Raw genomic sequence first — 22542 nt, 5'->3', positions numbered from 1 at the left:
GGGATGCGCACGGCGCTCCCTGCACGGCATTGTAGATAGAGTGGAGAATTCTTGGTTGAGGCGTCTGGATTTCTGGGCGGCGGCTTCCTCGGTCCGCCACGTGACCGGCGCCATACGTGGTTTTGGACTGCTGCTCTTTCCCACAGAATGTGTGGTCTGCGGCGCGCTCGATGCATCGTTGTGTTATCGCTGCAGCATCATTTTCCGCCGGGCTACGGTTCGTCCCTTCCGTGCGGAATCCGAGGCCGCGTCGCTCCCCGAGAGTGAATGGTCGCCCCGGCTGGTCCCAGCCGATGGATTTGAACCGTTGGCAGTCACATCGGCTGGCGTCTACGGCGACGTGGTTTCGCAAGTCCTACTCGCTTATAAGAATGGAGGCCATACTGATCTCGCCTCGCCGCTACTCTCCGCTTTGGCCGGCGCCCTCCATCGTGGGATCCAGGATTATCGGACGAAAGAGACGTCAATCCTGCTGATACCAGTGCCTTCCCGAGGCAAATCGTTTCGGCGTCGTGGCTACGATCCCATCGGCCTGCTACTACGACGCACGCATCGATGGCGTCTTCTTCCCGCTGGCACCGCGATTGCCTCACCGTTGAGGTACACGATGCGGTCAGCGATGCAGCAAGTACTTCCTCGGGGATCAATAGGTGGAAATCAGTTGGGTCTTGGCAAGCGTAAACGCGCCACCAATGTCCGAGGAACTATGCGTGTCAAGGCGTCCCGGCAAGCAGCTATCTCCGGGCGAGTTTGCGTGGTTGTGGACGATGTCCTCACCACGGGCTCAACGATCGCCGAAGTAACCCGTGCATTGCGAGACGCTGGCGGCCTGGTAGCCGGCGCCGTCGTCATTGCTGCCGCGGCCGGAACTGGCAGGTCAAACCAACATCAGGCAAATCCACAGCTTCCAAGGGGTGAATAAACAGCACCCGTGGACTACCTTGGAGTATGGGTACATCAACGAAGACAGCTACCCGTCGACAGCGACTGAAAGGAGATATTCTTCAGTCGCTGTTGTGTCACCTAAGTGATTTTGGAGGGCACCATGGAATTTATGATCAATGGACGCAACCTTGCCGTTTCTGAGCGCTTCCGGGAATACACCGCCGAGAAAGTGGACAAGATTGAGCAACTCGGAGACAAGGTGCAGCGAGTTGATGCAAAGGTCACCAAGCAGCCCAACGCGAGGCAAAGCGATTCGGCGTTGACGGTGGAGCTGACAGTCCTGGGGCGTGGCCCGGTGATCCGCGCTGAAGCGTCTGCAGCGGACAAATTCGCAGCATTTGATCTTGCCTACACGAAATTGCTTGAACGGCTCCGGCGCGCTCGAGACCGCAGAAAAGTGCACCATGGCCGGCACACTCCGATGTCAGTACGCCAGGGAGGAGCCGAGCAGGAAGGGGCACTGCCACATGCGTCCGACATTGATGGGGCAACGGCGTCTGCGGATGGCTACGTCATTGACAATGATGTACCTGCAGGAGACTCTCCGGTACTGATTCGACGCAAAGTATTTCCGGGGACACCCATGAGTCTCGACGACGCCGTGGACAACATGGAACTGGTAGGTCACGCTTTTTATCTATTCGTGGATTCCGGAACGGGTGCTCCCTCCGCCGTTTACCGCCGTAGCGGGTGGACCTACGGTGTCATCACCCTGGATGCCAAGTGTGCAGAAGGTGGTGAGGATCCGCACGAGGAACTTCGTGCTTACCGGTCCGAAGAACCTGCGGTGTCACTTTAGAGTCGGCAAATGATGGTCGGCCCACCCGCCCGGTGACAGCGCGGCAGGTGGGCCGAAGCCTTGACCGGAACTAAAACGCGACTTGAGGCGTCTCTCACGTAGACTAAACACGCCAGAAACCGGCGGCATCAGATTTGGAGCAATGACCCGTGCCATCACTTCTCGAACGAGTTCTTCGTACCGGCGACAAAAAGACGCTGAAACGGTTACGGAACTATGCGGACGCCATCAACGTACTTGAGGACGAGTTCCGCGAATTTTCAGATGCGGAGGTCCGAGCTGAGACTGACAGGCTCAAAGCGCGTTACGAGGGCGGTGAAAGCCTGGACTCGCTCCTCCCAGAGGCCTTCGCAGCTGTCCGGGAAGCCGCTGGGCGCACACTGGGTTTGCGTCACTTCGACGTACAGCTGATGGGCGGCGCCGCCCTGCACCTGGGCAACATCGCGGAAATGAAAACCGGTGAGGGTAAAACCCTCGTGGCCACTGCCCCGGCCTATCTCAACGCGCTGACGGGTAAGGGCGTCCACATCATTACCGTCAACGATTACCTGGCGGAATATCAGTCGGATTTGATGGGCCGAGTATTTCGCTTCCTCGGTATGGAGACTGGCTGCATTTTGTCCAACCAGGATCCGTCAGTTCGCCGGGAGCAGTACAGTGCGGATGTCACCTACGGGACGAACAACGAATTCGGGTTCGATTACCTCCGCGACAATATGGCGTGGAGTAAGGACGAACTAGTACAACGCGGACACAACTTCGCTGTTGTCGATGAAGTCGATTCGATTCTTATCGATGAAGCCCGGACCCCGCTGATCATCTCGGGCCAGGCTACGGGCGACGTGAACCGCTGGTACACGGAGTTCTCCAAAGTTGTCCAGCGGCTTAAGCCGGAGGTCGATTATGAAGTGGACGAGAAAAAGCGCACCGTTGGTGTTCTTGAATCTGGGATAGAAAAGGTCGAGGACTACCTCGGTATTCACAACCTCTATGAATCTGCGAACACTCCCTTGATCGGGTTTCTTAACAACGCGATTAAGGCCAAAGAACTGTTCCAGCCGGACAAGGACTATGTGGTGCTCAAGGGCGAGGTCATGATCGTCGACGAGCACACTGGCCGTATCCTTGCGGGGCGCCGCTACAGCGAAGGTATGCACCAAGCGATCGAGGCCAAAGAAGGCGTCGAGATCAAGGCGGAGAATCAGACGCTCGCCACCGTCACCTTGCAAAACTACTTTCGGTTGTATGAAAAGCTTTCCGGCATGACTGGTACGGCAGAAACTGAAGCCGCAGAGTTCATGGGTACCTATTCGCTGGGCGTAGTCGCTATCCCAACCAACAGGCCCATGGCAAGGGCTGACCGCTCCGACCTTATCTACAAAAACGAGGTTGCGAAGTTTGATGCCGTCGTCAAGGATATTGTTCAGCAGCACGAGAAGGGCCAGCCTGTACTCGTTGGCACCACGAGTGTGGAGAAGAGCGAGTACCTGTCCAAGCAGTTGGCGAAGGCTGGCGTCCGGCATGAAGTCCTCAACGCCAAGAACCACGCACGTGAGGCGGCCATTGTTGCCCAAGCTGGCCGCAGGAACGCTGTAACCGTGGCAACAAACATGGCTGGTCGTGGTACGGATATCATGCTGGGTGGCAACGCGGAATTCAACGCCGTTGCGGAACTGGAGAAACGGGGCCTTGACCCAGCCGAAAGCCCGGAGGACTACGAGTCGGCTTGGCCAGCGGCTCTTGAGGAAGCCCAGCGGGCGGTGGAGTCCGAGCAGCAGGCAATCCGCGAGCTCGGCGGGCTTTACGTTCTAGGCACCGAACGGCACGAATCGCGTCGAATCGACAATCAGCTTCGTGGCCGTTCCGGACGTCAGGGTGATCCAGGGGAGTCGCGTTTCTATCTGTCGCTGACGGATGACCTCATGCGCCTTTTCAACTCCGGTGCTGCCGAACGCATTATGAATAGCTCCAATATGCCGGACGACGTGGCGCTGGAGTCTAAAATCGTGTCGAAAGCCATCGAGAATGCCCAGGGTCAGGTCGAAGGCCGCAACGCGGAGCAGCGCAAGAACGTCCTTAAATACGACGACGTGCTAAATCGTCAGCGTGAGGCGATCTACGGGGACCGGCGGCGGATCCTTGAAGGTGATGACCTGCACGAAAAGGTGCGCTTCTTTCTTGAGGATGTCGTTACCGCGATGGTCAAAGAAGCTACCACTGAGGGGAGCAGCGAGGACTGGGACTATGACGCGCTCTGGACGAACTTGAAAACGCTATACCCCATTGCGTTGACGCCAACCGAGATTTTCGAGGAAGCTGGCGGTCGCTCTGAAGTCACACCTGAGTTCTTGCATCGCGAAATACTTTCTGATGCTGAAGTCGCCTACCAGGAACGTGAAGCTGTCGTAGGTTTTGACAGCATGCGCGAACTTGAACGCCGCGTGGTGCTTTCTGTGATCGGACGCAAGTGGCAGGAACATTTGTATGAGATGGACTACCTCAAAGAAGGTATTGGGCTAAGGGCCATGGCCCAGCGTGATCCACTGGTCGAGTACCAGCGTGAGGGATTCATTATGTTCCAGGCCATGATGGAGGCCATTCGCGAGGAAAGCATTGGGTATCTCTTCAACCTTCAGGTTGAAACGGCTGCACCTGCATCAACGGGGTTGCCGGGCGTGACAGACGGTCGGAGCGCTCTACAGGGCGCTAATCTCAAGGTTGCGGGTCTGGATGCTCCCGAAAAACCGGCGAGTCTGCAATTCAGTGCCCCAAATTCCCAAGGTGGAGTTGATACACGAGTGGAACGTTCTCGAAGTGCCGCTCGAGAGGCCGAAAAGTCTGACAAGGCGAAGGCAAAGAGCCCATCCAAGAAGCGGCGCAAGTAGGTAGACAGATTGGTCTAGCCGATTTCCAGTGCAGTGACTTTCCAGTTGCCGCGTCGAAGCTCCAGCCTGAGCGCCACGGCGCGGACGCGACTCTGTTCCGCTACCACCAAAGAAGCTTCATAAGCACCTTCCCGTACTTGGCAGAGGCGAGTGGACCTGACACTGATACCGCGGTGGAGGCGAACGTCCGTCTTGCCCGTGGACCTGCGTCTGAAATTGTCTACCAGCGAGGTCCGGATCTGAAGGCGCTCGAAGCTTTTGGGGTCGAGCCATTGTGACATCTGCTTCAGCGGACGAGACCCGCCCAGTACTTCGACGGCAGCTTGGCCCACCGAGGCAGCTATCGCTGATAAGCGCTTTTCATCAATGCACGGAGCAGGTGGCGGAACCGCTGCGATAGTTCGCCGTTCAATTGCAGGTCCCCTGGTCTGTCTCGAGTTTGCCAACGGTGTTACACCTACTGGCTGCGGGGAGCTCTGTGATCCGTTTGTCCTTCGTGGGATCGTTGGTCGTGGTTCGCCACTGGCTGCGGCCAGGGGATAGGTTTCGATCGATTGCTGTGGAAAAGCGAGCAGATTAGACATGGGTACTCCTCTTTCTACCACTTAGAGTGGCTGTGATTTCGGGTTTGGAATGTCAGGTCGGGGTTAGGGCAGGGGTGGCGAAGTTAATACGATGCCGGGTAGAAGAACATCGGGATTCGGTCCCACGAGATCGCGATTCGCCGTGTACCAAAGTTGCCACTGATCGGCGATCTGTTTGTCGGTCGCTGCTGGACCCAGCTGGGTCGCCGCCAAAGTCCAGAGGCAATCTCCCGGCTTCACGGTAACCTCGTGTTGCTGTCGAGAGTCCTCTGCTCGCTGTTGTTTGACCAGAAGTCCGCCCTGTGCGGACTGCTTCGTCGGCTTCCATTGGGGAGTCACATCTTGCACGGTGGAGACCTCTCGCTGAGTGTCCGTCCACTCTGGGGAAAGTGCAGGGGCATCGGCTGAGTAGCTTGTTGCCGTCACAGACGCGGGTGCTGACGTTCCGGAAGCGGTCGCCGCGGGTATGGCGATCAGATTGAATCCGAGAACGGCAACAGCGATTCGTTTCATGTAGTCGGGAGCTGCAGCTGCAGCGATCCGATGCATTCGGTTCTCGGCGCCGCGCGCCAGCAAGCCGGCGACAAAAGCGAGAATCAGGCTGGTCAACCACCACGCCAGCAGTAAGATACCAACCGCGCTGGCTGCCAGACCCACGAGGTCCTGCAGGGACCCAGATGCTGCCCGCCGTCCATTGAGAATCAGCCCAGTCGCTACAAGCAAACCGCCAAGTGCTGCGGTGCTGATAGCCATAGCCACGTCTGCCTGCAGTCTTCCCACGTTTATCCTCCTGAATGCGTAGACGAGCGCCGAACTTGTTTGGTGCTGTTTGACGCTGTTTGATGCGGTTTGTATTTACATGTCTACCTTTGATCGCGTTAGATGTCCAGTGATTGACCACAATGTGCTTTCGCGCATAGCCTGATGCGATGCGATGGGATGCACTTTTTGATGACCTTGACGGTCAGTTGGCAGCAGCGGAGTTCGCGACGGTTGAATCAGAAGTCTCCGAACGGGTTCGCCTCGAGCAGTCAGGCATTGAGTTTGCTGACCGAATGCGAGGACAGGTGCAGCGTCATCTGAGGGTCCGAGTTGAGGGCGGCACTGTCTTCGGAGGTGAGGTGACGCACGTTGGAAGCGAATGGCTCGTTATCAGAGACGGAATGCGGTCCATTCTGTTGCCGTTTCAGGGCCTGCAGTCAGTAGAGGGGCTGGGCCGCTTCTCCAGCATTGAGGATTCTGTCGGCCGCCGGCGCTTAGGGATGGCGTCTGCGTTCCGGGCTCTTGCCCGGGATCGCGCTGGGGTTGCTATCTACCTAAGGGGTTCGGAAGGATCATCTTCGTTGGTGGGCACGATTGACAGAGTCGGCCGCGATTTCATTGAAGTTGCGCTAGCCCCAGTGGGTGAGCTTCGTTCTGCCGAAAATATCTCCGGCATTTACGCCATACCGTTTTCAGCGCTGCTAGCGATTGGCTCCCAGTACCAGTGACGTAATACCTGCGGTATCAGGCCCTCTCTTTGGCCTTGGCGTCCTGAATCTGCCGCCGGGCCTCGGCATACTTGTCTTCGATGTACTGGTCGAGAACGGTTTGTTCAACGCGCCACTGGCCACGTCCGCCAATCTGAATTGCCGGCAGCTCACCGCTGCGGACAAGAGCATACATTTGTGAAGAAGATATTTGAAGTTCTTCGGCGACGTCAGTGAGGGTGAGGAAGCGTGCCATCTGTACTCCTCAGAAAATCGAATGAACGGCTCATTACTAAACAAGTCTGCCACTTCTGAGAGCGGTTGGTGCGGATTGCGATAGTTATCCACAATTTGCGCCACTTTGATCACAAGCGTTTTTGTTTGATGAAAGTTTCGTTCAGAATAAGTACATGAGCACCAATCCTCCTCCAGCTTCCCCGCCCAGCGCGCCCCGTCTCAAAAAGCCTTCATGGCATGATCCACGGCTCCTCGTGGGGATCCTTATCGTTTGCGCGTCCGTCGCGGGCGTAGTCGCCCTGGTCAAGACTGCTGACCAAACCGTGGATGTCTACGCCGTTAAAAATGACCTTCCGGTCGGCAGTAACATCAGCCACGATGACCTTGACGTCATCGGAGTGCGGCTGGGTGCCGCTGAAGCATCGTACATAACTGTTGCTGAAGGACTGCCAGATCGGGCTATGGCGATCTCCATGCTCCGCGGTGACGAACTGTTAACGGAATCAGCCGTGGGAACAGCAGATCAATTGGACAGGCAACCAGTGGGGCTACTTGTCCGCCAACCCCTCTCTGCGGAAGCAACAGTCGGATCATTTGTTGACGTGTGGGTCTCCACCCAGGGAGAGAGTAGACATTTCGAAAAACCACAATTGCTTCTGGAAGGCGTCGAGATGGCGTCCCGGGAAGACTCCGAGTCGGCGCTGGGCGGAACTAACGCCACAACCGTGCAGGTGCTAGTCAAGGAAGACAAAATGGGTGCGTTGTTGGACGCTATCTCCAACGAGGCAAAAATTGCGGTCATCCCCAACCCCGGGGGTGCGAAATGAATATCCCCGTGGTGACTGTCGGTGAATCTACGGGAGACCTGGTCACTGGATTGGAGAGGCTCCGGGGCCCCGTAACGGTCGTCCGAAGGTGCTCTGAGCTAACGGAGCTGATTGCTGCTTGCCAAACGGGATTGGCACGAGCCGCCATCCTAGCGAGTGAATCCGGTGAAGTAACCGGATCACTGGTTGCCCGGCTGGCAGAGTCGGAAGTCGCTGTAGTTGTACTGACTGATGACTATGAGACGCGGCTACGGTTGGATGGACTCGGCGTCCGCCACGTATCGAGCTCAGTAAACGCTTCAGAATTGGCTTCGGCAGTTGAGGAGTCTGTTCACGCGCTGAAAATACGCCCGCGGACCCGGGATGTGAAGGACTACGGGGCTACAGCTGATGCACTCACTGACCTACCATTGACCCAGGAGGCGCAGCAGGCAGAGGGTCCATCGCAACGGGGCGCCGTTACTACCGTTTGGGGTCCATATGGCGCGCCGGGCAGAACAACCATCGCTGTAAACCTAGCGGCAGAGCTGGCCGCATCCGGAAGGAACGTCCTTCTGATCGATGCCGACACGTACGGTGCCTCGGTCGCAGCGTCCTTGGGACTTCTCGACGAAACCGCGGGCCTAGCACATGCCTGCAGACTCGCAGATCAGGGGTCCTTGGATACGTCTTCGTTGGCTCGGGTGTCAACTGAGGTGGCTATTAGTGGCGGGCGCCTTCGGGTTCTGACGGGCATAACGAGACCCGATCGCTGGGCCGAGCTACGGGCGTCGGCTTTTCGCAGGGTTCTCGAAGAGGCCCGCGCACTCGTTGACGACGTGGTCATCGACTGTAGTTTTTGCCTTGAGGCGGACGAGGAGCTCAGTTTTGACACAATGGCTCCCCGCAGAAACGGTGCCACTCTCGTGGCTCTCGAGTCCGCAGACACAGTCCTGGCGATCGGTTCGGCGGATTCAATAGGAATGCCCAGATTGGTGCGTGCGCTGAGCCAACTTTCGCAAGCCGTGCCGACCGCGTCCCCGCGCGTCCTCTTCAACCGTGTCAGGGCATCCGCCGTGGGCCGGTCACCTGAGCGGCAGCTGCGCGAGGCGTGGGAACGCTTTGGTCCGCAACATGCCATCGAATCATTCCTCCCGGCGGATGAAACGGCAGCAGATGAAGCGCTTCTTGCAGGCTCGGTGCTCTTGGAAGCAGCACCGGACTCACGGCTGAGGGAAGCCATTGCCGCTGTCGCCGGGATCGGTGTCAGCCGCATTCGAAGAGCCGCCAGAAGCGGCCGCAGCCCAAAGTGAACTTTAACCAAAACGAGGCTAGGCTCATGAGGTAAGGGACTGCAACGGTGCAGTTTTTCATTTCTTAGTGGAGGCGTTTCAATGTCGTCTGGATCCAGCACGGCGGATCTGTCCAGTTCAGGCACTTCGGTAGAAGAGTTCGTCGAAAACTACTACGAGCAGCTGGCCGCTGAAGATGCGAGGCAATATAGCCCGGAGACGTTGAGAGCCAGAGCTACGAAGCATCGCGCACTAGCGGCGTCCCGACGCGCCGGAGGGGTCGCGGTTGATGTTCTGGAAGAGGACGATGCCAGTACCATCATGGTCGTCACTGACGATATTCCCTTCCTCGTTGATTCGGTAACTGCGGAAATTGTGCGGCAAAATGCGGCAATTCAGCTGGTCATCCATCCAACTTTCGTTGCCACACGCGACCAAGACAGCGGACAACTCGTCCGGCTGGACAAAGTACCCTCGCATGCCGGCATCTCGAATGGGGATACAGCGGCACTTCCAAGCCTTGCGCATCTTTTGGATGGAAATAACAACACCACCCTTGTTGAGTCCTGGATTGCCGTCGAAGTGCGGCGGCTTAAGAGTCCTGAGAACCGTCAACAACTGATCGACGGCGTGACGCGAGTTCTCGGAGACGTTAAGTCTGCGGTGGAAGACTGGTCTGCCATGAGGTCCAAGGCGCGCGAAATTGCCGAGAACCTCAAGTCACTTCCCCAAGCGGAGGCTGTACCGGACCTCGAGCAGGCCCGTGAACTGCTGACCTGGCTAGACAAGGGAAACTTCACGTTCCTAGGCTTCCGTGAGTATGACTTGAAAACCGTGGACTCCGAGGATGTCCTTTTCGTCAAGGATGGCTCAGGGCTAGGCCTCATGCGCGATGTTCGCGATGGACGGAAGATCCAGCACTTGACTACTGCTGGCAAAGCGAAGGCCCGGGAGTCACGTGCTCTCGTTGTGACAAAAGCGAACTCACGCTCCACTGTTCACCGAGCCGCGTACTTGGATTACATCGGTATCAAGCGGTTTGATGCTCAGGGGAACGTGGATGGTGAGAGACGCTTCATCGGCTTGTTCTCCATTACGGCCTACACGGACGCTGTGCGACGTGTACCAGTTGTCCGGGACAAGGTCGATGCAGTCCTGCGGAAGTGTGGTTTTCATCCGAACTCCCATTCCGGCAAGGACCTCATGACGATCCTTGAAACCTATCCCCGAGACGAACTGTTTCAGATTGACGCTGACGATATGGCTAGTACCGCCATGGGAATTTTGCGTTTGCAGGAACGACGCCGTACACGCCTCTTTCTGCGGCCGGATGTCTACGGACGGTTTATGTCTGCCGTCATTTACCTTCCACGCGACCGTTACACCACAAGCACGCGTTTGCGTATCGAAGATGAACTGCGGCAAACCTTCGACGCCGATGCAATCGACTTCGAGGCACGGATGAGTGAGTCAGCACTGACACGGCTCTTTTTCCGCATCAGACTTCCACGCGGCGGCGAGACTCCCGACGTAGACTCAGCAGCGTTGGAACAGAGACTCGTCCAGTCGACCCGTTCCTGGAGCGAGGGGGTCGAAGAGGTAACCCATTCGAAGTTTGGCCGTGAAAAGGCCGATTACGTATCGTCCCAGTGGGCCGAGGCGTTTCCACCGAGTTACCGTGTACTTTTTGAGGTCGAGGATGCTCTGGATGACATCGAACGCTTCGAGAGCTACGAATCAGGAGGAAGCTCGGCCCCGGTCCTGCAGGTTTACGTGCCAAGCTCCCAAGACGCATCCAAGGACGAAGATGCGCGACTGAACCTCTATCTTCGAGAGCCGAAGAGCCTGAGCCAGATTCTCCCGCATCTACATAATCTTGGCCTGGAAGTGCTGGACGAGCGGCCGTTTGAGATCAACAGAGCGGATGGAGCGAATTTCTACCTCTACGACCTCGGGCTGCGCTATCCAGATGGTATAGATCCGATGAAGACGGCTTCGCTTCTGGAGGATGCGTTCGGAGCAGCTATGACCGGGCAGAGCGAATCCGATGAATTCGATCGAATGGTCCTTTCGGAGAATATGCAGTGGCGACAGGTGCTAATCCTGCGCAGTTACGCAAAGTACATGAGTCAGCTCGGAAACGTTAACTCATACGGGTTTATTGCTGACACGCTTCTCGCTAATCCAGCGGTTGCTCGTGCACTAGTGGACTTGTTCGAGGCGAGGTTCAATCCCGATCTCGATGCGGAGATGCGTGAAGCGGCAGTTGACTCCGTACAGGAGCAACTAAGGGCAGGGCTCGAGGAGGTGTCGACCCTGGACGCTGATCGTGTACTGAGGACAGTCGCGAACCTCATCGAATCGACGCTGCGAACCAACTTCTTCCAGGAGAAGTCGTACGTCAGCTTCAAACTCAATACCTCCAGTATCGATGCGGCGCCATTCCCTCGACCGAAATTCGAGATCTGGGTCTATTCTCCAAGAGTTGAGGGAGTACACCTGCGCTTTGGTGAGGTTGCCCGTGGAGGTCTTCGCTGGTCCGATCGGCGAGAAGACTTCCGGACCGAGGTTCTGGGTTTGGTCAAGGCTCAAACTGTTAAAAATGCCGTGATTGTTCCATCGGGAGCCAAGGGCGGGTTCTTCGCCAAGCAACTTCCTGACCCGGCGTTGGATCGTGGCGCTTGGATGGACGAAGGCAAGGAGAGTTACAAGATCTTCATTCGTGGGCTGCTGGACATCACGGACAATCTGGTCTCTCACGAGAACGGGCAGTCCGTCGTTTCTCCAGAGCGCGTGGTCCGGCACGACGGCGAGGACTCGTACCTCGTTGTCGCCGCAGACAAGGGCACTGCATCGTTCTCAGACACAGCGAACGCATTGTCAGCGGAATACGATTTCTGGCTCGGGGATGCTTTCGCATCGGGCGGATCCGTGGGGTATGACCACAAAGCGATGGGCATCACGGCGCGGGGCGCTTGGGTTTCGGTCAAGTGGCATTTCCGTGAGTTTGGAATCGATACGCAGGCCGAAGACTTCACGGTGGTCGGAATCGGGGACATGAGCGGTGACGTCTTTGGCAACGGAATGATGGCGTCGGAACACATCCGGCTCGTTGCGGCCTTTGATCATCGTCATATCTTCTTGGATCCCAGCCCTGTTGCAGAGACGTCATACGCCGAACGCACCCGATTGTTCAATCTGCCCCGCTCGTCGTGGGCCGACTACGATCCATCGCTGATTAGTCCTGGTGGTGGCGTCTTTGCCCGCTCCCGTAAATCGGTGCCGATCTCAAACGAGATTCGCCAGGTACTTGGACTCGGCGAGCAGGTTAGCTCCTTGAGCCCTCCGGAGCTCCTGAGGACCATTCTGAGTGCTCCTGTTGACCTGCTGTACAACGGCGGCATCGGAACATATATCAAGGCATCGACCGAATCACATGGTGACGTCGGGGATAAGGCAAATGATGCCATCCGCGTGGACGGTGTAGATATTCAGGCTCGGGTCATCGGTGAGGGTGGAAACCTTGGTATGACTCAGCGCGGCCGAATTGAAGCAGCTCGCAATGGAGTCGTCCTGAACACGGATGCGATCGACAACTCGGCTGGCGTTGATTGTTCTGACCATGAGGTCAACATCAAGATCTTTGTGGACAGGATGGTCGAGGCAGGAAAGCTCGGGGTGGATGAAAGGTCAGAGTTCCTTCATTCCATGACGGATGAAGTTGCCCGGCTGGTTCTTCAGGACAACATCGATCAGAACATCCTTTTGCTCAATGACAGGCAGCGAGTTGTGGAGTGGAGCCCGAGTTTTGAACGGCTCATGGACCACCTTGAAGAGCATGCTGGACTGAACCGTGAATTGGAGTTCCTCCCGACAACAAAGGATCTGCATGCTCGCCTTAGTGCAGGAGAAGGACTCACTTCTCCTGAGCTGGCTATCTTGGCTGCCTATGCAAAAATTGAGTTGGCCAAAGCACTGACGGACAGTGATCTCGCCGATGATCCTTGGTTCGCCAGAACGCTCCGCAGTTATTTCCCACGACAGCTCGTGGAACGGTTCGACGACGAGTTGGACACTCATCCGTTGCGGCGCGAAATCGTTGCCACTGTGATTGCAAATGACATGATCAACATGGGCGGTATCACGTTTGCCTTCCGGGCGATGGAGGAAACATCGGTTTCCGCAGCGGCTGTTGCCCGAGCATTTGCCGCTCTACGCGAGATCTTCGAGTTCGATGAGATGGCCGATGCTTTGGCTTCCATGCCTGCTGGCTTCCCGATTGATCGGTGGTGCACCGTCTATCTGGATATGCGTCGGCTACTGGACCGGGCGGTCCGATGGTTTGCTAACCATGTAAGCGCTGAAACCGATGTTGAACAGGACGTGGCGCACTTCAAGCCGCTGATCGATCCTCTCCGTGCGCACTTGGTTGATTACGCTATTGGTTCTGATTTGGAGCGCATTGAGGATTGGCGGGAGAAGGCTTCGCAGTGGGGTCTGCCGGAGGCTGTGGGTCGTCATTGGGCCGAGCAGTTCGAAAGCTACGGGTTACTTGATATTGCGTACGCTACGCAGCGCATCGATGAACCTGTGGAGGAGATCGCGAAAGTTTACTATGCGATTTACGACAGGTTCGACGTCGATTCCTTGTTGACCAGGATTTCCAAGCTTCCACGGGAGGACAGGTGGCAGGCGCTTGCGAGGGCCGCGCTCCGGGACGATCTTTACTCGACGGTCGCCGATATGACGTATTCGGTGATGCGGGCAACGGCCAGCGGAACTGATGCCGTGGAGCGCTTGGCGGAATGGGAAGGGCAGAACGCTGTGCATCTGGAACGGGCTACAAAGATGTTTGATGAGGTAAACAGGCTCGAACGTGACGATATGGCGTCTCTGTCTGTCGCATTGCGTCATTTGCGTTCCGTCGTTCGTCGCTGACCCCTTAGCCTGTGGCAATCTTCACAGACCCAATAGGGGACGCTGACTTCGGACCAGGAGATGCAGAATGGCTGCATCTCCTGGTGGGAGATTGGCAAATGATTGCTGATCTGGCGTTTGCCGACTTGGCTTTGTGGTTCCCAGATGAGGGCGGCGGATATGTCGCGTTGGCGCATGTTCGTCCTTCCACGTCTCACACGGTTTTCCACGCCGATTTCGTGGGTGAAAGAATGCGTGCAGACCTGACACCGCTCGTGGATAGGTCATGGAGAAGCCGCCGCATCGAAACTGCGCAGGAGGGTGATTCGGCGATGAGGGTGGAGGCCGTGCCCGTGGTGCGAAATGGGCGGACTCTTGCAGCCGTGACCTCCCATTCTGAAGCGGCTTCGTCTCGTGCGCCGTCAAAATTGGAGTGTACTTATCGACGGTGCGCCGATGATTTGCTGACCATGGTGACGCTAGGGCTTTGGCCGGATTCCGCGGAGCCTACGGGGGCGAGGCGAGGGGCGCCCCGAGTTGGTGATGGGCTCATCCGTCTCAATGAGGAAGGCGTCGTTGAATATGCAAGCCCCAACGGCGTTTCGGCGTTTCGGCGGTTGGGCGAAGCAGGAACTCTGGACGGCCGAGTATTGATGGATATCACTACGAATCTGATGCGGGGCCGGCATCCTGTAGATGAGTCCATGAGCATGGTCGTGACAGGCAGGATGCCATGGCGTACCGAGATTGAGGCCAAGGGAGTGAGCTTGTCCTTGCGGTCGATCCCGTTGCGCAACAGTGAGGCCCGCTACGGGGCTGTGGTCTTGTGTAGGGATGTCTCTGAACTTCGTCGTCGTGAGCTCGAATTGGTGTCCAAAGATGCCACAATCCGGGAGATCCACCACCGGGTTAAGAACAACTTGCAGACGGTGGCTGCTTTACTGCGCTTGCAATCCCGACGAATGAAAAGCGATGAGGGTCGATCGGGCCTTGAAGAAGCAATGAGGCGGGTTGCAACGATCGCGCTTGTCCATGAAACGCTGTCTCAGGGCTTGGCCCAAACCGTCGACTTCGACCAGTTGATCGACCGCCAATTCAGGTTGTCTGCGGAAGTGGCATCACCTGGGCAGGATGTGCGGACTGAACGACGCGGCAAGTTCGGTGAATTGCCCAGTGACTTCGCGACGCCATTGGCCCTGGTCATCAACGAACTGGTCACAAACGCTGTCGAACATGGACTCTCGGGCCGTGCGGGAACGGTTCGACTGACCGCCGAACGTCGCGTGGAACTGGGCGCCGAGGTCCTTGACGTTATGGTGACCGACGACGGGGTGGGCGTTGATTCGAAAATCGCGAGCGAAGGATTGGGTCAGCAAATTGTCCAGACATTAGTGGCCAGTGAGCTTCGCGGCACCATCAGTTGGGACGCACGCGAGGGTGGAGGAACTGACGTTCGGCTCAAGATGGGGATTCCGAAAGACTAGAGCTGGTCCGGAACAAGCTAGAGCCCGAGGCCCTTATGAGGCCCGGCGGGCACGGGCAGCTCGGCGCTTCAGCGCACGGCGCTCATCTTCGCTCATGCCACCCCAAACGCCGGCATCCTGGCCTGATTCGATGGCCCACTGCAGGCATGTGTCGATGACGGGGCAACGCCGACAGACGCTCTTGGCCTCCTCGATCTGGAGCAGTGCGGGGCCGGTGTTTCCGACCGGAAAGAATAACTCGGGATCCTTGTCCAAGCAGGCTGCTTTGCTACGCCAATCCATGATGATCACGTTCTCCTTTGGGGAATAGATGGTAGCGGTCCTTGCTGGAAAAGGTCCACCGCATACAAAAGGGGCCACGCACGGCCCCTAAACCAACTAGTTAAACAATTCCACGTTAAAACGCGGCTAACAAGGGGTTAAGAGCAGGGACTTCGTCGCAGTGACGAGTGATTCGTCACAAACTTGGTTACTTCTTGCCACTCCACATTGAGCGTCTCACATCGCGGCGATCTCGGATAGGGTTGCGGTGTGTCAAGTCTCAACACTCCAGATTCGTCCGTAGCTGCTCCGGCCGGTGTAAGGGTTGTCTCCGGCCTTATCCTCGTCGAGACTGCCATGCTGATCGTCGTTGGAATCTGGTATGCGGTTTCCATGTTCAGATCTGAGTCCTACCATGCTGGGGTGGCCTTTTTTAGCCTTGCTTTGATTGTCTTGGCGATTGGGTGGCTATTAGCCGTTTCTATATTTCTCTACCGCGGCTACCGCTGGACCAGATCAGCTGCCCTGGTGTGGCAACTTTTCCTCATTGTTCTGGCCTTTCCTTTGTTCAACGGCGAGCAGTGGTTTTTGGCGTTGTGCGTGGTGGCGCCAGCCGCAACGATTTTGCTGCTGTTGTTCTCACAACCCGTTGTTGATTTTATGGGTAGGCGTTCCGAAAACGGTCGAACCTTCTAAGGAGCCAAAGCGAGTTGAGCTTCTTCGACCTCTCCCGAGACGATCACATGGGCTCTGCCCGAGGGTAGACGGCCTTCGAGCTCTAGCCTAATACCGAAGAAGTCAGCATCTGAGGACTGCCTGGCGCACAAAACGATGCCCGTTCCTGATGAGCGGGCTTCCATAGCCAACGGTATTTTGGAGATCAACGTTGGCGAGGGCATTGCTGTGAAGACAACGCTCACCCCGCCCTGGTGAAGCTGGCCGAGCTTTTGGTGCACTTCTGGGGGCATTCGGTCAGCATCGTCGACCAGGGCTAAAGTTCCGTGTGTCGATGACAAGTCTTTGATCGCCTGCGCGTCAATCGTTGACCAGTACCGGACGGGGTCTTGTTCGTCATGCGGCGAAAGCAGAGTCCACTGATCGGGCATGTTTGTCCTGAGCAGGTTCAGAAAGTTTGTTTTTCCAGTACCCGGCCCACCGAGTATCGCAGTCACTCCGCGTGGGCTGACGGTCATTCTCACGGTCTCTAATTCGTCGCCGCCAAGACCAATGGGAATACGAGCCGATTGTCCATTCTGCACTGTCGGGTCCAAGGAGTCTGTTGCCACTGCCCTCGGCAGTGGCTCAACCCGGGGCGGGCGAATAGAAGAATCGGTTGGGAGCCGGCTGACACGGTACGTGAAATCGGAGGAATCGACGGCGCACGTTTGCGCGACTGCCCCAGCTGGCGTCGAGATTCGGCCCTGGACGAAGGCTCGACCGGGCACAAGATCCATCTCCGGACGCTTGGGCCACATCATCTGCGCCTCGGTGCTGGATCCACTAGGCAGGAAGACACGGTTGGTCACGAGCGTAAAGAAACGTGAGGCCAGTAGATCCCTGTCGCCGTTGATGAGGACTGTAACTCCGGCTTTTTCACCGTCACGGACAATATCTCCCAGGCAATCTTCGGCCCACGCCCACCTGCTGCTTCTCAGGACTGATACCCATCGGCCCCAGCCGGTGACCACGACCGCCACAGGAGCAGGCAGCGCGTCGTTTACGGAATGGTCTGCGAGCCGATCCGAGATAATTGCGGACAACTTCTTCAGGGTTCTCGCGGCTCTTTTGACCTCGTGGCCCCGTATGTAGGCTCCGACTTGCCGCAGCTCCGCCGCACCTGCCATCAAGCTGTCTCCGTCAAGGATATAGACGTGTGTTTTGGGTCGACAACGAACAATACCGATGACGAGGCCGCGCATCGCATCGTCATTCCCGCTCCCGGAAATCCCGACCAATGCAAGGTGGGAGTCAGTTTCGGGATCCCATTCAAGGGTGCATTGACGTTGTTCATCCGGAATATCCAGTATCCCCGCGAAAATGGGCATATTTTCCGTTTGTTTTTCAGGGTCTATAGCGACTGTGGTGCTCGGCACTGGCACCGCCGAAGGAAGAGCAGGCTGTATTGGCCTCCAAGGAGCCTGCCAGCCATCAGCAGCGACAGATATGGCTGCCAGGGCGGCATCCAGCTGAGTCAACGTGTTGTCGGTTCCGACTGCTGTGGAGCGAGCGTGGAGAAAACCGGCGAAGTCCGTGACAGGTTTAAGGACGGTGGTGGGGTCTGCGCTCCCGAGTGTCGACGCGGCCTGAAATTCTATGGGGGCCTCGTTCCCGACTTTGATAAACGCCCGTCCAGGCAGTGCCACGGGAATCGAGGCTGCGACGGCGCTGTTCAGTACGTCTTGAGAGTCTGCCGCCGACTGCACGCGCAGTGCGATGCTCGCGGTGATGTTCGCTCTGATGTCTGGTGTGATTGCCCCTTGGGGGCGTTGCGTGGCCATGATGAGGTGTACGCCCAGGGACCGGCCGAGCGTCGCTATTCGCATCAGATCCTTGACAGCTGTTGGCACCTCTTCCGTCAGCATTCTGAACTCATCCACTACGATGACTAGCCGCGGTAAAAGTGGGTCTGTCACGCGTCGATGAAGCGCGTAGTCGCCTATATCGGAGACTTTGAAGTGGGCAAAGAGGTGTTCCCGACGTTTGACCTCGGCTTTGAGGGAGACGAGTGCCCGGGCTACGTTTTCAGCGGATAGGTCGGTCAACATTCCCACGGAATGGGGCAGAGAATCGAGAGGGCCAAGGCCAGAACCGCCCTTGAAATCTATGTACAGGAAGTTTACGGTCGACGGCGAATGCTGGGTAGCTATGCCAAGGACCAGTGCGCGTAGTAGCTCGGACTTTCCCGCACCAGTGGTTCCCGCCACCAGCAGATGGGGTCCCTGGGAAGCAAGATCAAACTCAAGGACAGACTCAGCGCTGCCCAGCGGGGCGCGCAAACCACGCTTTCCACTGTCCCATGCCACTTTGATGCCGGCTGCGGTTACCGGAGTGATGGAGTCGAATCTAACGGTGTCGGGCACAGGGCCGGATCCCGAGTTGTCATCGTGCAGATAAACGGACGCGATGGCCCTTGCCATGGCTTCGAAGGTACGCGTACCGATGAGATCAGGCGTGAACGGTGTGGTGTGTCCCTGACGGTTGCAGATACTGCCACCATGGAAAGTCGTGGTAATCACATGCGAGGCGTCGATGTCCTCGCCATGGATCCAGAAGATGCTCTTTCCGGATGCTTCCAGGGCACTGCTTAGCTCAGCGGCGTGGCGCCAAAGAATGACGACGGGTGCGAGACTTCGTGAGAGCGCGTTCAGGAGATCCGCTGGATCGGAAACAATCGTGGACGCAGGTAGGAAACGCAGACCGGCTGGAATGTCTTCTGCGTGTCCATACGAAATCATTTCCACGTCATAGACGGACAGCTGGAGCACGAGGGAGCGGACTAACGCAGAAGCTGCGTCCTGGGACCCTTTGATGACGATGCGGTTCGGGCGGCTGATATCGACCAGAGCAGGTACGTCTGCCAGCACTGGCGGCGCCCACCCTTGTTGGGCTGGCTTGACCTGCAGATTTGCCGGTTGATCGGCCAATCCCAGGCGCAGCTGGGCAGCAGAGTTGGAGAGCTCAAGCCGGCCATGTTGCACCGCAAGATGGAGAATCGCAGGGTCGGGTGCTGCCCGGCGTCGTCTTTTCTCATCCTGGAGACGGGCACTATCAACAGCCGCCGTAAAAGCTCGACGTTTGCGGCGCCCGGATAACAGCGGCACGAGGCCAGTAACAGCGGACAGACCGCTAAACGCGAGAAAGAACCACATCTGTGTTGTCACTGCCAGGACCACTCCCAGGACCAGAGGTAGCAGAGCGGTGACCCATACCATGCGATTTTTCTCCGGTGGGGGAGGGGAGTCTACAATCAGCGGTTCGTTGACGTCCTCGCCTACAGGAGCGCGCTGCCATGAGGACGCGGGAACGATGCTGCATCGGCTGGATCCCAGGCGGATCAACGAGTCGGCATCCACTTTCACGTGGTCGATTCTGCTGCCATCCACCCAGGTGCCGTTGACCGAACCGTGGTCTCGGAGGGAAATGTGGTGGTCGGATACAGTCAGGACGGCATGTTTGCGGGAAAGTTCAGGATCGTTGATGGAAATGGGACAGCCAGTGCGCCCGATTTCGTAGTCGCCCCTCAACAGAGGAAACACTTGACCGGCATCCGGTCCGGTATTGACCGCCAACACTAATGACGGTGGTTGGCGGTTCCGTGGCCGCGAGTCTCCACGCACCACAATGCAACCATTGACCAGGGGCCATTGCCCAGGAACCAGCCCGGCTAACAGTTTTCCTCCCACGGTGTAACTGCCTGGCCCGTACAACTCAGCAAGAGAAGCGGCGAGAGCATCTCCGGAGTTTACCGACGTCGTGTTCGCTACCAGCTCGTTTGCATCGGATCCCAACATGACCAGAGTGAAGTGTAATGTCATGCCCTGCCCCCCCTTTTCGAATGACTACCGAAAAGGCTACGTTGACTTCATTCATCACGGTGGGGCTGTGTACGTCACCTGTGGATAACTCTCGTCACGCTAGACTTACGTCGTTCTCATCCACATCCAAAGGATCAAGATCTTGACTACCAACCCGGCCTTGGCACCTGAGCGTCCGGTGACACCTGCTGCCGCGCATCCGGCCGGGCCAAGATATCGTCCCGAAGTTCAGGGATTGCGCGCCTTGGCCGTCCTCATGGTCGTTACTTACCATATATGGTTTGGACGGGTCTCGGGTGGGGTGGATGTCTTCCTGCTGATTTCGTCGTTTCTGCTGACGTTCTCGTTCACCAGAAAGATTGAAAATGGCATACCGCTGAGGCTCGGTAAGTATTGGCTTCATCTTTTCAAACGGCTACTCCCAGCTGTCGTTGTAACGCTGCTTGGTGTTCTTGCCGCGACCTATCTGTTCATTCCCCAGTCGCGTTGGCCGGAAATTCTCGGACAGTCCTGGGCCTCGTTGCTGTACTTCCAAAACTGGGTGCTGGCATTCAACTCGGTGGACTATTACGCCGCAGATCACAGTCAAGCGAGTCCTCTCCAGCACTTCTGGTCGTTATCCGTTCAGGGACAGGTTTTCATCCTCTGGCCACTTTTGTTCGCCTTCGCCGCGTTCCTCACCAAACTGCTGAAGGCACGATTTCGGTTTGTGGTTCTGGCAGTTTTCGGCGCAGTGTTCCTCGGATCGCTGACATTCTCCATCGTTGAGACGTATACCAACCAGACATTCGCCTACTTCGATACACGTGCTCGGTTATGGGAGTTCGCCCTGGGTACGCTGCTCGCGCTAGCTCTACCATTTCTGCGGATTCCGGCAGCACTGCGAGTCGTGATGGGATGGGTAGGCCTCGCTGCCATGCTCAGCGGCGGTTTTGTTCTGGATGTGCAGGGGGAGTTCCCCGGATATGTGGCGTTGTGGCCAACCCTGGCGGCGGGGTTCATTATTGTTGCAGGCCAAACCGGAAGCCGTTTCGGCGCGGACAGGTTGCTCTCCTGGCGACCGCTGGTCCGTATGGGAGATATTTCCTACGCCCTTTACCTCTGGCACTGGCCCATTCTCATCACGTACCTCATCTTCCGGGATCGCACCGCCGTGGGGATAGTGGGTGGGACAGGGATTATCGGGCTGGCTCTGGTGCTTGCCTACCTCACAACCCGTTTCATTGAAAGGCCGATTCGAGAGTCTCAATGGGCGGAGAAGAAGCGGCGCAGGGCTGCTGTCATTATTGCTGTCTGCGTTGCCCTCGTGGTCGTGCCCGTCGTTGGCTGGCAACTCCAGTTGCGAGCCCATGCAGCTGAGCTCGCGAAGATGGCTTCAGTCAATAACCCGGGCGCCCGGGTGTTGATGGATGGTTTCGAGGGCAAATCGCCTGCCGGAGTCGAGATCCTGCCCGCCGCCGCGGACATTCAAAAAGAGTATGCGGGCCTGGACGGTAAGTGCGAGAACGCCCCGTTTGTGCCGCAGGCCGACGTGCTTGAGGGTCGGTGTGCTGATACGCAAGTCTCCGGTGAGCCAGCCAGAACTCTCGTCGTGGTGGGCGATTCGCACACGGAGCAGTGGCTTGGCGCCATCGAACCAATGGCTAGAGCGCAGAACTGGAAAGTAGTGTCGCTGCTACTGGGGGGGTGCACCTACAGTGTGGGATTCGAAGGAGGTTATAAGGAATGCAACGAGTTTAACGCTGCGGCAACAGATTACATCAAGGAGTTGCACCCGGATGCGGTTTTTACTGTTGCCACTAGTGCCCATCGGGAGGATCCGCAGGACACCATTGTGAGCGGCTTGGCGAACGCGGCCAATCTGTTGCGCAGCGAGGGGATCCAACTGATCGGAATCCGCGATAATCCTCGATTCACGTTCAACATGATGGAGTGTGTCGAACTGCATGGTGAGGACTCTGACAAGTGCAATCCGCCACGGAGCACGGTTCTCAGTTCCGCTCCACCCTTCGAGGAACTGCGGGCCGTAGCGCCAGACATCAAGCTAATGGATGTTACTGACCTGATCTGCCGAGAAGATGTCTGTCCAGCTGTCGTAGGCAACATTTACGTCTACATCGACGACAACCATCTGACTGAGACGTACGTTGAATCCATGCGTCCTGAGTTCGACCAGCGGTTCCGCGCAGCTGTTCGATGGTAGTTGGACAGTGCGTCGCGCATGTAGGGCGCTGTCGAGAGGCCGGAATGACTGTGATGAGATCACGGTCGGGTAACCTTAACTGCGCAGGTTCCTCAATATCGATCCTGCCCAAATCAACACGGGAG

The 22542-nt window shown here is 57.2% G+C and carries 15 protein-coding genes; 10 read left to right on the top strand and 5 right to left on the bottom strand.

All coding sequences use genetic code 11. From position 1 onward, the window contains the following. Positions 1-40: 40 nt before the first annotated feature. The 3 genes from JOE65_RS15530 to secA all read left to right on the top strand — a co-directional run bounded on the left by JOE65_RS15530 (position 41) and on the right by secA (position 4629). On the top strand, positions 41-922 hold the full coding sequence (locus JOE65_RS15530) for a phosphoribosyltransferase family protein (protein ID WP_205163348.1): 882 nt from the start codon (positions 41-43) through the stop codon (positions 920-922). A gap of 123 nt (positions 923-1045) precedes the next feature. Further along, positions 1046-1744, top strand: a complete 699-nt coding sequence (gene hpf, locus JOE65_RS11630) for a ribosome hibernation-promoting factor, HPF/YfiA family (protein WP_205163347.1) — start codon at positions 1046-1048, stop codon at positions 1742-1744. A gap of 149 nt (positions 1745-1893) precedes the next feature. Continuing rightward, positions 1894-4629, top strand: coding sequence for a preprotein translocase subunit SecA (gene secA / locus JOE65_RS11625; protein WP_205163346.1), 2736 nt, complete (start codon positions 1894-1896; stop codon positions 4627-4629). Between the two features lie 14 nt (positions 4630-4643). Here secA and JOE65_RS11620 read toward each other — a convergent pair whose 3' ends face one another. Both JOE65_RS11620 and JOE65_RS11615 read right to left on the bottom strand, forming a co-directional pair. Further along, positions 4644-5213 carry an Rv3235 family protein gene (locus JOE65_RS11620; RefSeq protein ID WP_205163345.1) on the bottom strand — a complete coding sequence of 190 codons (570 nt, stop codon included), beginning with the start codon at positions 5211-5213 and terminating at the stop codon, positions 4644-4646. Between the two features lie 63 nt (positions 5214-5276). Beyond that, the gene (locus tag JOE65_RS11615) at positions 5277-5993 is read right to left on the bottom strand and encodes a LysM peptidoglycan-binding domain-containing protein (RefSeq protein WP_205163344.1); all 717 of its coding nucleotides are present in this window, start codon (positions 5991-5993) and stop codon (positions 5277-5279) included. Between the two features lie 149 nt (positions 5994-6142). Between JOE65_RS11615 and JOE65_RS11610 the strand changes: the two genes are divergently transcribed. Continuing rightward, complete coding sequence (locus JOE65_RS11610; RefSeq protein ID WP_205163343.1) at positions 6143-6703, top strand: hypothetical protein; 561 nt, start codon at positions 6143-6145, stop codon at positions 6701-6703. Positions 6704-6719: 16 nt separating this feature from the next. Here the strand turns inward: JOE65_RS11610 and JOE65_RS11605 are convergent, their stop codons facing one another. Next, positions 6720-6938: a helix-turn-helix transcriptional regulator gene (locus JOE65_RS11605; protein WP_205163342.1), complete on the bottom strand. Its 219-nt coding sequence runs from the start codon at positions 6936-6938 to the stop codon at positions 6720-6722. A gap of 154 nt (positions 6939-7092) precedes the next feature. Here JOE65_RS11605 and JOE65_RS11600 point away from each other — a divergent pair, with 154 nt between their 5' ends. The 4 genes from JOE65_RS11600 to JOE65_RS11585 all read left to right on the top strand — a co-directional run bounded on the left by JOE65_RS11600 (position 7093) and on the right by JOE65_RS11585 (position 15418). Next, on the top strand, positions 7093-7746 hold the full coding sequence (locus JOE65_RS11600; protein ID WP_205163341.1) for a CpaB family protein: 654 nt from the start codon (positions 7093-7095) through the stop codon (positions 7744-7746). Continuing rightward, positions 7743-9038 (top strand): CpaE/TadZ family protein, encoded by a 1296-nt coding sequence (locus JOE65_RS11595; RefSeq protein WP_205163340.1) that lies wholly within the window; start codon positions 7743-7745, stop codon positions 9036-9038. Before JOE65_RS11600 ends, JOE65_RS11595 begins: the two co-directional genes overlap by 4 nt. 81 nt (positions 9039-9119) lie before the next feature. Next, positions 9120-13955: an NAD-glutamate dehydrogenase gene (locus JOE65_RS11590; RefSeq protein ID WP_205163339.1), complete on the top strand. Its 4836-nt coding sequence runs from the start codon at positions 9120-9122 to the stop codon at positions 13953-13955. Between the two features lie 11 nt (positions 13956-13966). Beyond that, positions 13967-15418 (top strand): histidine kinase N-terminal domain-containing protein, encoded by a 1452-nt coding sequence (locus JOE65_RS11585; protein WP_205163338.1) that lies wholly within the window; start codon positions 13967-13969, stop codon positions 15416-15418. Between the two features lie 33 nt (positions 15419-15451). Here the strand turns inward: JOE65_RS11585 and JOE65_RS11580 are convergent, their stop codons facing one another. After that, positions 15452-15700, bottom strand: coding sequence for a WhiB family transcriptional regulator (locus tag JOE65_RS11580; RefSeq protein ID WP_205164181.1), 249 nt, complete (start codon positions 15698-15700; stop codon positions 15452-15454). A 249-nt stretch (positions 15701-15949) separates the two neighbouring features. Between JOE65_RS11580 and JOE65_RS11575 the strand changes: the two genes are divergently transcribed. Further along, positions 15950-16375, top strand: coding sequence for a hypothetical protein (locus JOE65_RS11575; RefSeq protein ID WP_205163337.1), 426 nt, complete (start codon positions 15950-15952; stop codon positions 16373-16375). On the opposite strand, the gene JOE65_RS11570 is transcribed toward JOE65_RS11575, so the two are convergent. Further along, positions 16372-20214: an FtsK/SpoIIIE domain-containing protein gene (locus JOE65_RS11570; RefSeq protein ID WP_205163336.1), complete on the bottom strand. Its 3843-nt coding sequence runs from the start codon at positions 20212-20214 to the stop codon at positions 16372-16374. The genes JOE65_RS11575 and JOE65_RS11570 overlap by 4 nt on opposite strands. A gap of 142 nt (positions 20215-20356) precedes the next feature. Between JOE65_RS11570 and JOE65_RS11565 the strand changes: the two genes are divergently transcribed. Next, entirely contained in the window at positions 20357-22417 is a 2061-nt protein-coding gene (locus JOE65_RS11565) for an acyltransferase family protein (protein ID WP_239536703.1), read from the top strand. Positions 22418-22542 lie beyond the last annotated feature (125 nt).

The organism is Arthrobacter roseus, assembly GCF_016907875.1.
GTDB classification, from domain to species: domain Bacteria; phylum Actinomycetota; class Actinomycetes; order Actinomycetales; family Micrococcaceae; genus Arthrobacter_J; species Arthrobacter_J roseus.
This window is presented reverse-complemented; position numbering and strand designations above follow the sequence as displayed.

Bases quoted from the DNA above. Each gene is read 5' to 3' on its own strand.
- hpf (WP_205163347.1), top strand. From the start codon at position 1,046: ATGGAATTTATGATCAATGGACGCAACCTTGCCGTTTCTGAGCGCTTC.
- JOE65_RS11620 (WP_205163345.1), bottom strand. From the start codon at position 5,213: ATGTCTAATCTGCTCGCTTTTCCACAGCAATCGATCGAAACCTATCCC.
- JOE65_RS11610 (WP_205163343.1), top strand. From the start codon at position 6,143: ATGCGATGGGATGCACTTTTTGATGACCTTGACGGTCAGTTGGCAGCA.
- JOE65_RS11605 (WP_205163342.1), bottom strand. From the start codon at position 6,938: ATGGCACGCTTCCTCACCCTCACTGACGTCGCCGAAGAACTTCAAATA.
- JOE65_RS11600 (WP_205163341.1), top strand. From the start codon at position 7,093: ATGAGCACCAATCCTCCTCCAGCTTCCCCGCCCAGCGCGCCCCGTCTC.
- JOE65_RS11595 (WP_205163340.1), top strand. From the start codon at position 7,743: ATGAATATCCCCGTGGTGACTGTCGGTGAATCTACGGGAGACCTGGTC.
- JOE65_RS11590 (WP_205163339.1), top strand. From the start codon at position 9,120: ATGTCGTCTGGATCCAGCACGGCGGATCTGTCCAGTTCAGGCACTTCG.
- JOE65_RS11580 (WP_205164181.1), bottom strand. From the start codon at position 15,700: ATGGATTGGCGTAGCAAAGCAGCCTGCTTGGACAAGGATCCCGAGTTA.
- JOE65_RS11570 (WP_205163336.1), bottom strand. From the start codon at position 20,214: ATGACATTACACTTCACTCTGGTCATGTTGGGATCCGATGCAAACGAG.